A 15,525-nucleotide genomic window follows, 5' to 3' on the forward strand; every position below is an offset into this window, starting at 1 on the left:
TTCGCTACCTATCACACATCAAAGCCCTATTCAGCCTGGCTTATTAATTCTAAGATAAAGCACAATAAAAGAGGACCATTCATCTTTTGATGAATGGTCCTCTTTTGAAATCAAATCTTTACTTGGTTGATGCTGAATCTAAGTGAAAATCCCTCAGGTAATTTAGCCTTTGTCAAAATCCTGGTTTCTTTCAAGCGTATATCATTATAAGAGGAGACTTCCATCAATTCTTCATCCATATAAGCAGGATGGGTCATTATCTCCACACTCTCCCCATCCATTATCCTCCCTTTCAAGTTTTGAAAGTAATCTTCAACCACCATTTCTCCATAAAAATCATCCAGGAATACATCTGTAACGGTTTGAATCCCTGCAAGGTGCCTTCCGGCATTACGCACTGGCAATCCATATTTATCTGACAGCTTTTTAATAACCGGTAGAAATGCTTTGATCCCGTGTACATGATGATGGCTGTCGAAATGAGTCGGGAATAGGCCAAATTCCAGGAATCTTTCGATTTGTGCTGACCACTCCCTCTCCAATTCGCTCAAGGAAATGCCGGCAGGATCCCCATATACCGTACCTTGCTTCTTAAAGAAACCAGATTCGTCAACCAAACTCGGAACATCACTCAACAAAGGTTTCCCCCATGTCAGGACTAAGTGAATACCTACCTTCAACGAGGCTGTTTTCTTGGCGATTTCAATCGCATGCTCCGTTGCTTTCGCATTCATCATGATCGTTGCCGAATTGACAATTCCATATTTGTGGCTATCCAAAATCCCATAATTCACCGCTTTAGTTAACCCGAAATCATCTGCATTTACAAGCACTTCTATCATGATAAATTATCCTGCAACTCCTTTTTTTCAAAAAACTGCGGCAAATAATCTTTATGTGCCTCCAGCATTTCATCCAAGATAAGTTTTGCAACCCGGTCGCTAGGAACGAGTGGATTGATCGTCATGGCAAGCAACGCAGTATCATAGTCCCCCGAAATTGCAGCTTCGATGGCTACCCTTTCAAAGGATTTGATTTGCTGAATTAATCCGCGGACAGCGACAGGAAGCTCTCCTACATTGATTGGTTTAGGACCATCCTTAGTTATCACGCAACTGGTTTCAATCGCCGATCCGTACGGGATGCCTTCAATCGCACCATGGTTGACCGTATTCACCGCTTGAATATCTCGCTTATCCGTATGCATCGAGCAAATCAACCGCACAGCCGCATCACTGTAGTAGGCACCTCCACGCTCTTCAAGCTGCGGTGGCTTGATAGCCAGATCTTGGTCTTTATATAGCTCGAATAAGCCTGCTTCAAGTCTTTGAACGACCTCTGCACGTGTTTCCCCTTTTTCCGCATCCTTCAATTCTTGGGCCAGCACATCACCCGTTTTATAATAGTAGTTGTGGTATGGACACGGAAACAGGTTCAACGCTCTAAGGAATTCCGGCTCCCAGCCCATTGCATGGATATTCTTCATCGTGACAGCTTTAGCTGGATCCGTAATCAACTGGATGATTTGATCTTTGACACTCTCGCCATCAACGAATACATCCAAGCCGTAAACCATATGGTTCAACCCAGCAAAGTCGATACGGACCCTTGATGGCTCTACATCCATCAAATCCGCAACACCTCGTTCCATCCCAATCGGCACATTGCAGAGTCCGATGATTTTGGAAATATTACTGTGACGCAGAACTGCTTCCGTTACCATTCCTGCAGGATTCGTGAAGTTAATCAGCCATGCTTCCGGACATAATTCCTCCATCTCATGAGCAATATCCAGAATGACGGGAATCGTTCTAAAGGCCTTGAAAAGCCCGCCTGGTCCATTCGTCTCCTGTCCGATCACTCCGTGTTTCAATGGAATCTTCTCATCAAGAGCCCTGGCTGCTAGTTGCCCAACCCGCAGCTGGGTTGTTACATAATCAGCGCCTTTAAGCGCTTTCTTTCTATCCAGCGTGAGATGGACTTCAATATTCACTCCAGCCTTTTCAATCATCCTTCTTGCCAAATTCCCGACAATTTCAAGCTTTTCCTTTCCCGCTTCGATGTCCACGAGCCAAATCTCACTCACAGGAAGTTCTTCATGATATTTGATGAAACCTTCGATCAATTCAGGCGTATAGCTCGAACCTCCGCCAATCGTGACGATCTTCAACCCCTTGCTCATTCGGCAGCCCTCTCCTTCACAGCATCTGCATGTAAGAATTCTTCGCGTAGATCGATCATCTCAATTGCAAGATCTTTTACAGTCATCGCTGTCATTAAATGATCTTGTGCATGCACCAGGATAATGGGAAGATCAAAAGAGTCCCCGCCTGCCTCAGCATGGATTAATTGGGTTTGATATTTATGGGCTTGCAGTAATTCCGTTTCCGCCTCGGCGATTTTCAAACGGGCAGAATCAAAATCCTTCATCTTTGCCTCCTGCAACGCTTCCATTGCAAAGCTTCTCGCATTCCCGCTATATAAAATCAATTGAAAGGATAGCTGGTATAATTCTTCTTTTTCCATTTTTCATCACTACTTTCTTAAAGGCTTAGCGTTTCTGAATCTTTTGTAAGCTTTGTTTCATTTTTGGTGTCTATCTTCACTTGAGCATAAACGAATGGTAAATAAATAGCTGTTGAAATGACTAGATTGATTGCAGCCAGGACCGCTCCAGATACATGTCCGCCTGTGGCCAGGAATCCACCCACAATCGGCGGGGTAACCCATGGAATCTTAGCGACGATCGGGAAAACCATTCCGCTGCTTACCGCGATATAAGAGATCACCGTTGTAATTACTGGGCCGAGAACAAATGGGATGAACCACATTGGATTCAGAACGATAGGCAATCCGAAAAGAATGGGTTCGTTTATCTGGAACACTCCTGGCGCCCCTCCGAGTGCAATCATCTGTTTATACCGTTTCCGGCCGGCAATGATCATTGCAATGATGAGGCCCAGTGTTGCACCAGATCCGCCTAAATAAACAAATGCATCCAGGAAAGAACCCGCCAATACCCCGTATTGGTCCATGTCTTTGACGCCTTTTGCATATAAATCGATATTTTTCACTCCTGAACTTTCAAAAAGCGGTGTCGTTATCCCGCCAAGGATATTGGGTCCATGCAAACCGATCATCCATAATAAATGAACAAGAAATACTAGTAAAATAGCGAATGGCAATGAATCTACTGCACTTTGTAATGGAGATACGATCACTTTACTCAACCAGTCATTCAATACCTGCCCATCCGTAGCTTTACGGAACAGCAGTCCGAATACGCCAGCGATAAAGATCGTTGCCATCCCCGGCACTAACTTTGCAAATGAACGGGCTACCGCAGGAGGAACTCCATCAGGAAGCTTGATGACTAAATACTTCACTCGGGAAAGTCTCACAAAGATTTCAGTGGCTATCAAGGCAACGACAATTCCTGTAAAGAGGGCTGTAGCATTAAAATAGTTTACGCTTACAAAACCCCATGCCCCGCCAGTAACATCCTTATCATCGATAGTTAAAGTGACATTTCCGATTTGAGGCAATAGTAAGAAGAAACAGGCTGCGGATACCAGCATCGCTTCAAAACCATCGTCACCGTATGATCGTGCCAATTTATAAGAAATGCCGAATACAGCGAATACCGTCATGAATGCAAATGTTCCAAACCAAATATCACCGCCGAGCGTATTCCATGCAGGACCGAAGATGGCCTCCATCATTCTTCCGTAAGGCTTGATGACTTGCCCTAGATTATTAAACAGGACGGCGAATGACCCGATCATTGTAATCGCTATCATTCCAATCAATGCGTCACGAATCGCAAGCAAATGCCGGTTATTTCCTACCTTTACCGCCCCAGGCATAATATACTTATCAATAAAAGTCATCATATCCTTATTCTCCTTTTATTAAAGTAGTGGCTTGTTTTAGCACTTCTTCACCATTACATAGTCCATAGAACATCGGATTGATGGTTGCGACAGGAATTCCCTTTTCTTTCCCCGCTTCCTGTAGCTTGGAAAGAAGATATCTAACCTGCGGACCTAATAAAATCACATCGGCCTTATCTATTTCATTGTTAACTTCTGTAGAACCAACTGCCCATATATGACACTCTACCCCTTGTTTTTTAGCACTTTCCTCCATCTTGGTAACTAATAAACTAGTAGACATCCCTGCAGAACAACATAATAAGATATTCATTGAAATTACCCCCCTTTTTAATGATTGATTATTCAGTATTTTCAAGTGAGTTGAAACCGCTTTCTTATAAATAACCGATGTTACTTTTTTATCACTTCCTTTGAATGGAATGGGTATTATTGCCTCCATACATACATTGTAGTTACAAATTGGAAAAATATCAACACAAATTTAAATTTGTTACTACAAATTTGTGAATTTAAGTTGATTATTGTACTTATCCGAGATAATCTATATGTATATATTGGGAATGAACATAGGAGGAATCACTGTGGAAACCATGAATAAAGAAGCGGCATTGCATTCCATAGTCAAGGAATCGATTATCGATCTCATAAAAAATGGCGAATATCAAACAAATACAAAATTACCGACCGAGGCTGAATTTTGTAAAATATACGGAGTAAGCAGGACAACTGTTCGCACGGCCTTACAGCAATTGAACGTCGAAGGCTACATCTACCGTGTTCAGGGCAAAGGGACTTTCGTTTCGGAAAATAAAGTGAAGCAATTTCTTTCAAGCACGGTTGAAAAGTTCTCTGAGCAAGTCACGATGCAAGGAAAAAACCCTTCTACAAAGGTCATTAGCTTAAAGGTGATCGAAGCAAACGCTACCCTTGCCAAGCTTTTTAAACAAAATATTGGAGACCCCGTAAATAAACTGGAACGGATACGTTACGTAAACGATATCCCCCTTCAATATGAAATTGCCTTTCTCCCTTGGTATAAAACACCCGGGCTTAATATCGAAGCCTGCGAAAAATCACTCTTTAAAGTACTTGAGACACAATTCAATTTAAAAGTAAAAAAAACGGTCGAACACTTGGAGTTTTCACTTGCCGACGATTCCATTTCTGACAAATTGGACGTACCGAACGGCTCACCTTGTTTTTCATTGGAAACTTACACATATGAGACTGACGGATCGGTCATTGAATTCTCTAAAACTCTCTTTAGAGGCGATCGCGCGCACTTTGTCATCGAGCGGAACTATTGAATATTATTATATAAAATAAGACGGCTGCCTTATTAATTAAGGCAGCCCGGACTGTAGACATACTCGATTTTTTTAGGGTTTTGTAAGATTGGAACGTTGAATTCCACTCCAGGCACTCGCCTTCCGTAGGAGGCTCGAACACCGACTCCAATCAACTTAGTTTTAAAGTTTAGATAAAAACCCTTTTTTTGATAAAAGTAGGCTCGGAAGACTTTGTTACCCTTCATGTTTTTTACTTTTTTAATGGGTGAAACGTCATTGGATTGAAGAAATTTGCGCCACTCCTCCGAATAACTGGCTAGCCGAGACCCCACAGCCGCTTGCATTGATGAGGCTTTGCAGAAAAAGGGAACGGATTTCTGAAATCAACTGAAACAAACTTCATGCAAACTCGTTTTTCTTCTTGAGAGAGGCAATCATAACGATTGCCTCTCTTTTCGTTGTGTGTCCGGATAATTATTTACATACTTACAAATACACTCATTAAATGAGTGAATTTACAAATATAGCATAATATTAAACAAATAACGCGAAAGCAATAATCCGGACCGGGGAGGTGTGGTGCTTGTCGTTTAGTCTACATCCCCCCCTTTTTCCGCATACCGGATCCCTTTGCATCATTGTTTACAAGACCAAATATAATTCGATATGAAAATGCCCCCAATTAATTCATTGAGGGCATCTCTACATCATCTTAGAATAAAGGTCCTTTTTCTCATGGCTCAAGCTGAATTTTACTTACTCCCCATTCTGATCAAGCCATTTTTTTGTGACAGCTATCATCTCTTCTTGTTGTTTCTTAGCTGAGATAGTCGCTTCATGATCTCCCTTTTGCTTTCCGTATACACCAAATTGACCGTGGTTTCCCCCCGCTATCTTATGCATGTTTGCCTCTTTAGATAGTAAGTGCTTTGTCTTCATAATCTTCTCTACTGTAGATAGCCCATCATATTCTGCATATAACGATAGCATAGGAACTTTCATTTTTGAAAAGTCATTCGAGTCACTGGGATATGAACCGAGGAGGATAATCCCTTCCACCTCTTTTGGATTTTCATAAGCATATGCGGTGGCGGCCACTCCTCCTAACGAGTGTCCAGCAACGTGCCATTTCTCCACTGCTGGATATGCATCTTTAGCTTCCGTCGCTTTATTTTTATCAAACAAAGCGAAATTGAACCTTACATCCGGGATAACGACTGTATATCCCTCTTTCGCTAATTCTTTTGCATAATAACCGTATGCTTCGGGCTCAACCTTAGCACCTGGATACAGGACAATGCCCACTTTCTTGTTTTTTGTTGGTTCGAATGTGACAAACCCATTTTCCTTTTTTATATCCCCCTTTCCAACTAACGCATACAATTCATCTGATGGTTTGTATGTTTGTTCTGACCATATATAAAAGCCGCCGAAAGCGATAATCATTAATGCAAATATACTAACAAGAATATATTTAATGACTTTTTTCATTTTATACCTCACTATCCCTAAAATTTATTTCTAAGTACTTTTACTAACGCACATAGATACTCGTATTGCTCTTCATTTCCTTAGGGGCTATATAAAACGAACATTACGTCTAACTTCCTTCTCTTTTGAATATCTTATGTCATTTTCCTCATGTAGACGGATAAGTCATCTCTACTTAATCTAAAAAAGAATCAAGGCGCGAAAGAAGCTGGTTACCATGTATTTCAATGGTGCTTAACAGTAATATCGGTATTTATGGCAATGCTTCCATCCTTGTTTAAATATAAAGTTTCTTATGTAGACCCTTGAAACTTATAAAAAGGGCATAGAAAGCCTACCTATTATATTCTCCGAATAGGTATTTACAATCTTTCCGGAATATGAATTTCACAATAAACTAAAATTATAATTAAAAGGGCACTTTTATGTTTTGTTCTATTATAGTACGGAAAAAACAATATAGGGGGTGATGTAGTTGGATACTATTTTATATTTTTGTTATTCAATCGTTTATATGATTCTTTTTATCATGGGAATGGTGTTACTTCGACAGGACCGCAAACTCTTTTCGTATTCAAGCTTTCTTCTTCTAGTTACTTTTGGACTTATCGTGGATAACTTAATTATTGCCTCGGGAAAGTTCATTGGTGATGGCCCTTTGTTAAAGTCATTAAATGCATTACGTTTTTGGAGTCATGGATTTATCACTCCCACATTGATCTTGTTTGGATGGGGAATGGCAAAAAGGATACATATTCCTTTTACAAAAAAAACGATAGCACCCTACTTTTTCCTTTTCCTTACAGCTGGGCTTATCATCTATGAATTTATTGAAAATATGCATAAGACATTTGTACCAATCTACGAGTATGGAGTTTTAAGATATGTTAGTGAGGAATCTTCGGGCCCACCTTTAATGGTACTTATTGTAACCTTTATATTATTGGTGATTAGCATCTACATATTTATAAGAACACGTTGGATTTGGATGCTTTTAGGGGTTATAGTCATGATAGTTGGAAGTGCCATTCCTATTCCCATAGGAAGTTCGGCTGTTACCAATGCATTTGAATTAATTTTTTTATGTTCACTATGGCTTACAAACTATAAACTAGAACCTCGCTCTTCATAGACAAAGTGATTCATCCTTAGAAATGGAAGGGCATAAAATTAAAGTGATAAAAAATGAAATAGGAGCATGCAAAAAGAAAAAAAGTAATAAGGATTTTACAATCCGCTTTAAATTAAGCGCCTTTATTGGCTTCACTCTTTGCACCCAAGCATCCATGAGAGATTGCTTGGGTGTTTTTATCACCGAAAAACCAATATCCATTCAATATGACAATTGGTATATGACGAATTTCTCAAAAGGATTAGATTCAGTCAAGCCAGGTAACATCACTTCGTTTTTCAGCTCGAAAGCGGTTTGATTTTCGAGGAAAAAAATATAATCCTGTGAAGCATAATACAATATCAGTTCGATTTTTCGCGGTTCTTTTTCAAAGGAAAGTAAAATGTTATGGATGATTTTCATGAAAATCTGTACCGAGAACGGATTAAAGAAATAAAAATGATTGTCTTGCGTATCAATATCATATTCTTCTGCCAAGCAACAGTGGAATTCTATATTGTTATTGTCGTTTTTCCTTTTTTTCATGTAGCCATTCAGATTCTCGATCGCTTCTTTATAGAAATTTTCATTCATTTCCACGCCAACCACAGATGATTGATAGAAGTGATGGATCAAAAAATTCAAGCGTCCTTTACCGCATCCAAAATCCACAATGCGATCATTTCTTTTCAGTCGATATTCTTTGAATAAATGTTCTAATGCGCTGTATGGCGTAGGTTCATATCGATGATAATGCAAAGAATCATTGAAATTTTTTTGTTCACCTTCCGTCCTGATGTTCAGCATTTCATCATAATTTTTTACTTCCATTATTATATGCACCTGCTTCATGTTTTTTAATAAAGCGCTTCCTAACTAAAAACCCCGGAAAGGGTTGATCTTATCCAGGGTAAGGATTTGTTATATGAATGTCCAGACAATTAATTGGAATTTGCTTTCGTTACATAATCATTAAAATCAGAGATGCTTGGATTGGCTATATAATGACCGCCTTCCACTTGGATCGTCTGACCTGTAATGAATTTGGACTCGTCAGATGCAAGGAATAGTACGGTATAACCGATATCCTCCGCTTCACCATGATATGGCAATGCATTGAATTTGCCAAAAATATCGAGTACGGCCTGAGGCATATTATTTTTCGCTGCAGGAGTTAAAATGAGACCTGGTGCCACTCCATTACAACGAATATGATCTTTACCATACTGTGCAGCGATATAACGAGTCAAATTCACTACCCCCGCTTTGGACGCACCATATGCGGATCGTACGGAGTCACCTGTAAATCCAGCCATGGAGGCCGTATTGATAATCGAACCAGCTCCCGCTTTAATCATGTGAGGAATCGCAAACCTGCTTCCCAATAGCACACTTTTTAAATTCACATCCATAAGTCGATCCCATTCTTCCAAATCTAAGTTCACGACATCCAGATCTTTATGCAGGTTAGTTAAACCCACATTATTAACGAGTACCGTAACCGTTCCATATTGTTCAATGGTAAAGTCGACTGCTGCCTGGATGGAGTCTGCTTGTCCAGCATCCAAAAATACTCCAGCTGCTTCCCCACCTTGTTTTTTAATGTTTTCGGCCGCTTCTTTTGCTCCTGCTTCATTAAAATCAGCAATCACGACTTTTGCGCCTTCTTTAGCCATTAGTGTCGATATGGATAACCCAATACCTGAAGCTCCACCTGTCACTAATGCTACTTTACCTTGTACTCTTCCCATGATAACCCACCTGCTCTTCAAAATGTGAATAGTTTGCTTTATTAATCATGACTAACAGTCCAAGAATACAACACGTATAAAGTTATTACAAATAATTATACCTATAGTCTAATTTCATAAAATGCAGATGTGGTAAATTTTGTACCAAAACAGTAAAAAGCTGAAGCATCCAGAAGCGCTTCAGCTTTTTTTCATTTTTCTTCTTCATCATCCCATATGATCCAATCATGAACCTCTAGAATTTCCAGGAATTTCATCAACCTCGGTAAGGCTGGTTCTGCTTCCTCGCCAAAATGTTCACTCATCGCTTCAGAGATCTGATTTACATTCCTTTGAAACTCCATCTGTTTAATGGCATATGCTCCAAACTTATCAAGCTTGATTTTACGGACTGATGGCTGTTTTAAGAAACGAATGGTCATTCGTTCCACAAAATTGGTCCTTTGAATGACCAAAAAAGATGCTTCCGAAGATTCTTGCACCATAGTGACGCGTCTTTCCAAAAGGGGAACCATGGTTAACAGGTTCCTCTTTTTTGATTGGCGTTTACGAAGCATCTTCTTTTTTCCCTTTGCTGGATACGAACCAAAGCAATCCAGCTAGAGCAAGGAATAATAAGAATGGTAGCAAATTGCTGGCTAATTTAGCCGCAGCCGGAACTTGGACACCTGCTGCGATCAATATGGCAATAAGAACACCAATCAATGATTCACCCGCTATTAAACCAGAGGCAAATAATACACCTCTGTCAACCCGTGCTTTAAGCGCTTCTTTTGTTTTCGAGAAGAACTCAACGAAGAATCGAATAAATCCACCGATCATGATTGGGGCACTGGTATGAACCGGCAAGTAAATGCCCACTGCAACAACAAGTGAATTCAGACCGAAAAACTCTAATGTAATGGAAATAGCCGCACCGATAAAGATTAGAGTCCAAGGTAAATCTCCCCCTAGAACACCTTCGGCAAGTATTTTCATAAGTGCCGCTTTAGGTGCAGGCAGTTCTGCAGACCCCATCGTATATGCGTTATCCATAAGAACCAGGATAAAACCAATGACAGAAGCCGACGCAACAACACCGATCATCATGGCAACTTGTTGTTTCCATGGTGTTCCGCCGACGATATATCCTGTTTTTAGATCTTGAGAAACATCACCTGAAACCGCAAGCGCTGTACAAATGATCGCAGCGACGGTTAAAGCGGCTACCATTCCAGTCGTACCAGTAAAACCAGTTGCCTTATAGACAATCGCTACAATCAATAGAGTAGCGATCGTCATTCCAGAAACAGGGGAAGAAGAACTTCCGACGATTCCAACAACCCTTGAAGCCACTGTCACGAATAAAAATCCAAAAATCGCGATTGCAATCGCACCGATGATTCCTACATCTGTTATAGGTGTGAAAGCAATGATTAAAATTACGATGATCGTACCCAACCAAACGTATTTAGCCGGTATGTCTTGTTCTGTACGGATAGAACCCGATTTTAGTTGTCCTTTATTGGCTTTTACGCCTTTAAGAGTATCAATAACTGAACTGAAAAGTATTGGTAATGTTTTGATCAAAGTGATCAATCCGCCCGTTGCAACGGCACCAGCGCCAATATAGCGAATATAATTATCCCAAATTCCCCATGCATCCAATTCACCGATCGGTACATCAGAAGGGAAAATGGCTGTCCCATTGTTTCCGCCAAAAAAGCTGATGGCCGGTATTAAAACGACCCAGGCTAATAAACCCCCACCTAGCATTTGTCCTGCAACACGCGGTCCAATAATGTACCCTACACCCAAAAGGGAAGGAAAGGCATCAAGACCAACCACTGCATTTTTAAAATTCGTGATCCCTGTTTCAACCTCTGTCTTGAAAAGCTTAAATCCATCACCAAGCCCTTTAACAACACCGCCAATTACCAAACCGGCTCCGATTAGCTTGGCGCTTGTACCACCCTTTTCTCCTGACTTCAGGACCTCGGCACATGCCGTACCTTCTGGATAAGGTAATGTTTCATGCTCCCTTACAATCAAAAGCTGGCGAAGGGGAACCATCATGAAGACCCCTAAAAATCCCCCAGTTAATACTACGAAAATGATGAATGCTTGACTCACGTCCATGTCCCACATGAATAATGCCGGAATGGTAAATACAGCACCGGCACCAATAGCCTCACCTGCCGTGGTCATCGTTTGCACAATATTGTTTTCTAATATTGAATCCCTGCGAAAAACCCCTCTTAATATGGCCATTGAAATTACCGCCGCGGGTATTGAAGCAGAGACAGTTAAACCAATCAGTAGGCCTAAGTATGCATTTGCCGCCCCGAATACGATTGCAAGAATGATCCCTAGAATGATTGCAGTTGCAGTCAATTCCGGTAGAGATTTAGATGCAGAGACGTACGGGACGAATTTACTCTCTTTTGAATTGTTCGACAATTTAGCCACTTCCTATGTTAAACTTTAAAATCACAGAGAACATTATATCACTGTAATTTAAAGTCACGCAATGGGAAAATTATGTTCATCAAAAGTTTGATAATATTAAAAATTCAGTTTAGTAGTTTCAGTTTTAAAAAATATAAAATAATATTGATATAATAACTACAAATAATTCGTTACACGAAGTCACGGCCTATCATTCATTTAATCACAGCATCATCAGCACCCCTTACCAGTTCCATAGGAAATAACGCACTGGGTTATTGCACATTAAAATAAAATATAACATATCTTGAAAAATCAAGTCTTAAAAAAGGAATGATAAATTCATGGTCTCCTATATGGACTATACTTCACCATCCACACAATTCTTTTTCGATATCAATAAAAGCAATTTCATGAAAAAAGACAATCAAAACTATATTAATGTATTAGGTGTCAAACAATTGAACACCCTCGAAAATGTTTCATTATTAGATATTTACCTCAGCACAGACAATGTCGTAGAACCGCATTATCACCAAAATGCAGCCGAGCTAGTGTATTGCATTTCTGGAGCGGCAACCGTTTCATTACTGAATCCATTCACAAAGCAAATTCAAAATTATCCCATTAAACCCGGTCAAGTAGCCAACGTCCCACAAGGTTGGTGGCATTATGAAGTGGCTAATGCGGATAATACTCATCTGCTCGCCATTTTTAATGCACCAACACCTGAGGTGATCCTCGGTTCAGATATCTTGAAATTGACGCCTGCAAATATTATGGCCCATACTTATTGCATGGATGAAAACCAATGGAAAAAAGCAATTGCACCAGTTCAGCCATCAACATTCATCGGTCCGCCAGCCAACTGCCATCGAGCGGCCGAAGATGACATGCAGCAATATCCTCAATATATTAATCACTATGATAACCAAATGTATACTGCTCCGGCTTACAACTATCTATATCAGCCCAATCCCCCGTATTATTATTATTGAAGATAGATGTTGGTAACATGATTCCCCCTGTTCGAAGGCCTATACAACTAATAAACCGGAATCGAAAAAAGCAATGGAGAACTCCATTACATAAGGGTTTTCCATTGCTTATAATTACATGATCCGTTTTTTTCACTTCGCCACATCTTATATTATGGTAGTCACCTAATGTGATTTATGGCCATTCATGATACGCTTGGATACAATTATCAGTTATCTCTATATATTCTACCGAGTTTCTTCTTATAATATAAGAAATCTCAAATGGACCCCCATCTAAACAACAGATGATTCACTTCAATTTTACGTTGGCTCAGAGATTTTCTACTCTATAAAGGTACCTACCCATATCAAAGTTTTCAATCCACAGTTCTATAAAATTGCAACTATAATGTTGGAGATCGGAGAAAATGCGAAAGTGGTATCAGAAAGATTAGGACATTCAAAAGTTTCTATAACCTTAGATACATAAAGTCATGTTACACAAAATATACAGGACTCTTCAGCTGAAAACTTTTCAAAAGCTCCAGGATAAAAGTCCATGGACCAATAAATGTGGTCATTTAACTAAAAAAGCAATGGAGAACCCATTACATAAGGGTTCTCCATTGCTTTTAATTACATGATCCGTTTGAACATTTTTTCCATTTCATATATGGAATATGAGATGATGATAGGTCTTCCATGAGGGCATGTGAAGGGATCTGTTGTCCGCCTCAGTTCATCCAATAGTGCTTGGATTTCATCATTGCGCAGATGACGGTTTGCCTTTATGGAGGCTTTACAGCTCATCATGATGGCTGCTTCTTCGCGCAATTTTTTGATGTCGACCTTTTTCATCGATAGCAATTGTTCTATCATTTCCTCAAGGATTTCCTGTTCAATTCCTTTAGGGAACCATTGTGGATGCGATCGGACAATATAGGCATTATAGCCAAACTCCTCTAAAAAGACGCCGACTTTTTCCAACTCATTCCGATATTCATTTATCCGGATACATTGATCTGTCGAAAATTCAAGGGTGATGGGGACCAGCATATCCTGTAGCTCGTTTTCAACTCGACCGACTTTTTCTTTAAAGTATTCGTATTTGATCCGTTCCTGGGCAGCATGTTGGTCTATGATATACAAGCCCTTTTCGTTTTGGGCGAAAATATATGTTCCATGCATTTGCCCAATCGGGTACATCGGAGGGATGCGGCTTTCCGGTTCATTCGCCTCGATTTCCTCATCTTGTTCGACAGTGTAGGTTGTAAACTTTTCAGCTGACTCGAAATATGGTTTGCTTTCATCATCTTGTAAGACCGGTACATAGACATCTTCCATTTGCTGCTGTTCAGTGCTATAGATTATTTCCTTTATTGGTTCAAGATTGAAATCTTCATTATGATCCACGTAATTCTTTTGTTCCTGCTTTTCCCGTATCAAGGTATCCTTCAAGAGGGAAGCTTCTTTCTTGGCTTCTTCCAGGACCCGCTTGCCGCTTTCCACAACATGGTCCAATTCCAGAGTGGTTTGCTCACTTTTCACCTGTTCCGGCTTTGCTGCTGGTGTATATCCACTTGGTATTAGAGACATCTTTTTAAACGAAGATTTAATCGTTTCCGATACAAGACTGTACAATTCATGTTCCTTGCTGAGCCTTACCTCCATTTTGGATGGATGTACATTGACATCGACAAGAATCGGATCCATTTCGATATTCAGCAAAGCGATTGGAAAACGTCCAATTGGAAGAAGTGTATGATACCCATCCAGGATTGCTTTCACGAGCGCATAGTTTTTAATGAAGCGTCCGTTTATCATGGTTGAAATGTAATTCCTTGAAGCCCGGGTGATCTCGGGCATGACGATATATCCGGATAATTTGAAATCCAAGGAGCTTGCCTGAACCGGAATCATCTTTTTGGCAATATTCGTACCATAGATTGCCGCCAGCACCTGCCTGACATCACCGTTACCATTCGTATGGAGGATACGCTTCTCATTGTGTGTTAACCGTATAGAAACATCCGGATGTGAAAGTGCGAGCCTGTTAGCGACATCCGTAATATTTCCTAGCTCGGTATGAATGGTTTTCATATATTTCAACCTTGCAGGGGTATTAAAAAACAAGTCGGAAACCAGGATATCCGTTCCTTTACGGCTGGATGAAGCCTCAAGTTCCTTAACCATGCCTCCTTCAAGAAGTATGCGCGTTCCTACTCCTTCACCAGTGCTGCTTTTCATTTCAAAACGGGAAACTGAAGCAATACTGGGCATGGCTTCACCGCGGAAGCCAAGTGTTCGGATTCGGAAGAGGTCATTTTCATCTTTTATTTTACTAGTGGCGTGACGTTTAAATGCCGCTTCTATGTCATCAGGTAAAATCCCATCGCCATTATCCACGATCCGAATGGAACCAAGTCCAGCCTCCACCAATTCAATCTCTATAATGGTACTGTTTGCATCTATTGCGTTTTCCACAAGTTCCTTAACGACTGAGGCTGGGCGTTCAACAACTTCGCCAGCTGCGATTTTATTAGATAAAGCCTCGTCAAGCTGTATGATTTTTCCCATTTT

Annotated in this window: 14 protein-coding genes; 3 read left to right on the plus strand and 11 right to left on the minus strand. The window is 40.4% G+C overall.

The features are described 5' to 3' along the window. Positions 1-110: 110 nt before the first annotated feature. From chbG to ADA55_RS13685, 5 genes are read right to left on the minus strand one after another with little or no spacing between them, the layout of a single operon-like run. A complete protein-coding gene (gene chbG, locus ADA55_RS13665) occupies positions 111-842 on the minus strand; it encodes a chitin disaccharide deacetylase (RefSeq protein ID WP_048684677.1) in 732 nt (243 codons plus the stop codon). Continuing rightward, entirely contained in the window at positions 839-2,182 is a 1,344-nt protein-coding gene (locus ADA55_RS13670) for a 6-phospho-beta-glucosidase (protein WP_048684678.1), read from the minus strand. The genes chbG and ADA55_RS13670 overlap by 4 nt, the downstream gene beginning before the upstream one ends. Next, positions 2,179-2,526 carry a PTS lactose/cellobiose transporter subunit IIA gene (locus ADA55_RS13675; RefSeq protein ID WP_048684681.1) on the minus strand — a complete coding sequence of 116 codons (348 nt, stop codon included), beginning with the start codon at positions 2,524-2,526 and terminating at the stop codon, positions 2,179-2,181. Before ADA55_RS13675 ends, ADA55_RS13670 begins: the two co-directional genes overlap by 4 nt. 17 nt (positions 2,527-2,543) lie before the next feature. Beyond that, on the minus strand, positions 2,544-3,893 hold the full coding sequence (locus tag ADA55_RS13680) for a PTS sugar transporter subunit IIC (RefSeq protein WP_048684683.1): 1,350 nt from the start codon (positions 3,891-3,893) through the stop codon (positions 2,544-2,546). 4 nt (positions 3,894-3,897) lie between these two features. Continuing rightward, positions 3,898-4,335: a PTS sugar transporter subunit IIB gene (locus tag ADA55_RS13685; RefSeq protein ID WP_072272744.1), complete on the minus strand. Its 438-nt coding sequence runs from the start codon at positions 4,333-4,335 to the stop codon at positions 3,898-3,900. A 151-nt stretch (positions 4,336-4,486) separates the two neighbouring features. On the opposite strand from ADA55_RS13685, the gene ADA55_RS13690 reads away from it, so the two are divergent. Beyond that, positions 4,487-5,203 (plus strand): GntR family transcriptional regulator, encoded by a 717-nt coding sequence (locus tag ADA55_RS13690; RefSeq protein WP_048684935.1) that lies wholly within the window; start codon positions 4,487-4,489, stop codon positions 5,201-5,203. 738 nt (positions 5,204-5,941) lie between these two features. Here ADA55_RS13690 and ADA55_RS13695 read toward each other — a convergent pair. Then, positions 5,942-6,676, minus strand: coding sequence for an alpha/beta fold hydrolase (locus ADA55_RS13695; protein WP_048684687.1), 735 nt, complete (start codon positions 6,674-6,676; stop codon positions 5,942-5,944). Between the two features lie 475 nt (positions 6,677-7,151). On the opposite strand from ADA55_RS13695, the gene ADA55_RS13700 reads away from it, so the two are divergent. Further along, positions 7,152-7,808 (plus strand): hypothetical protein, encoded by a 657-nt coding sequence (locus tag ADA55_RS13700; RefSeq protein ID WP_048684690.1) that lies wholly within the window; start codon positions 7,152-7,154, stop codon positions 7,806-7,808. A gap of 201 nt (positions 7,809-8,009) precedes the next feature. On the opposite strand, the gene ADA55_RS13705 is transcribed toward ADA55_RS13700, so the two are convergent. The 4 genes from ADA55_RS13705 to ADA55_RS13720 form a co-directional block, all read right to left on the minus strand. After that, complete coding sequence (locus tag ADA55_RS13705; protein ID WP_048684692.1) at positions 8,010-8,618, minus strand: methyltransferase; 609 nt, start codon at positions 8,616-8,618, stop codon at positions 8,010-8,012. 110 nt (positions 8,619-8,728) lie between these two features. Continuing rightward, entirely contained in the window at positions 8,729-9,538 is an 810-nt protein-coding gene (locus tag ADA55_RS13710; RefSeq protein ID WP_048684694.1) for an SDR family NAD(P)-dependent oxidoreductase, read from the minus strand. Positions 9,539-9,729: 191 nt separating this feature from the next. Continuing rightward, positions 9,730-10,095: a PqqD family protein gene (locus ADA55_RS13715; protein ID WP_048684696.1), complete on the minus strand. Its 366-nt coding sequence runs from the start codon at positions 10,093-10,095 to the stop codon at positions 9,730-9,732. Further along, a complete protein-coding gene (locus tag ADA55_RS13720; protein WP_048684698.1) occupies positions 10,085-11,977 on the minus strand; it encodes an OPT family oligopeptide transporter in 1,893 nt (630 codons plus the stop codon). Before ADA55_RS13720 ends, ADA55_RS13715 begins: the two co-directional genes overlap by 11 nt. Before the next feature lie 332 nt (positions 11,978-12,309). On the opposite strand from ADA55_RS13720, the gene ADA55_RS13725 reads away from it, so the two are divergent. Continuing rightward, positions 12,310-12,963, plus strand: a complete 654-nt coding sequence (locus ADA55_RS13725) for a cupin domain-containing protein (RefSeq protein ID WP_048684700.1) — start codon at positions 12,310-12,312, stop codon at positions 12,961-12,963. A gap of 618 nt (positions 12,964-13,581) precedes the next feature. Here ADA55_RS13725 and mutL read toward each other — a convergent pair. Continuing rightward, positions 13,582-15,522, minus strand: a complete 1,941-nt coding sequence (gene mutL, locus ADA55_RS13730; protein WP_048684702.1) for a DNA mismatch repair endonuclease MutL — start codon at positions 15,520-15,522, stop codon at positions 13,582-13,584. Positions 15,523-15,525 lie beyond the last annotated feature (3 nt).

It is taken from the genome of Bacillus sp. 220_BSPC (assembly GCF_001054655.1).
GTDB classification, from domain to species: Bacteria; Bacillota; Bacilli; order Bacillales; family DSM-1321; genus Peribacillus; species Peribacillus frigoritolerans.

Excerpts from the sequence above, each read along its gene's own strand:
- ADA55_RS13705 (WP_048684692.1), bottom strand. The coding sequence starts at position 8,618 with ATGGAAGTAAAAAATTATGATGAAATGCTGAACATCAGGACGGAAGGT.
- ADA55_RS13675 (WP_048684681.1), bottom strand. The coding sequence starts at position 2,526 with ATGGAAAAAGAAGAATTATACCAGCTATCCTTTCAATTGATTTTATAT.
- ADA55_RS13710 (WP_048684694.1), bottom strand. The coding sequence starts at position 9,538 with ATGGGAAGAGTACAAGGTAAAGTAGCATTAGTGACAGGTGGAGCTTCA.
- ADA55_RS13680 (WP_048684683.1), bottom strand. The coding sequence starts at position 3,893 with ATGATGACTTTTATTGATAAGTATATTATGCCTGGGGCGGTAAAGGTA.
- ADA55_RS13715 (WP_048684696.1), bottom strand. The coding sequence starts at position 10,095 with ATGCTTCGTAAACGCCAATCAAAAAAGAGGAACCTGTTAACCATGGTT.
- ADA55_RS13725 (WP_048684700.1), top strand. The coding sequence starts at position 12,310 with ATGGTCTCCTATATGGACTATACTTCACCATCCACACAATTCTTTTTC.
- ADA55_RS13685 (WP_072272744.1), bottom strand. The coding sequence starts at position 4,335 with ATGGAGGCAATAATACCCATTCCATTCAAAGGAAGTGATAAAAAAGTA.
- ADA55_RS13670 (WP_048684678.1), bottom strand. The coding sequence starts at position 2,182 with ATGAGCAAGGGGTTGAAGATCGTCACGATTGGCGGAGGTTCGAGCTAT.
- mutL (WP_048684702.1), bottom strand. The coding sequence starts at position 15,522 with ATGGGAAAAATCATACAGCTTGACGAGGCTTTATCTAATAAAATCGCA.
- ADA55_RS13695 (WP_048684687.1), bottom strand. The coding sequence starts at position 6,676 with ATGAAAAAAGTCATTAAATATATTCTTGTTAGTATATTTGCATTAATG.
- ADA55_RS13690 (WP_048684935.1), top strand. The coding sequence starts at position 4,487 with ATGAATAAAGAAGCGGCATTGCATTCCATAGTCAAGGAATCGATTATC.
- chbG (WP_048684677.1), bottom strand. The coding sequence starts at position 842 with ATGATAGAAGTGCTTGTAAATGCAGATGATTTCGGGTTAACTAAAGCG.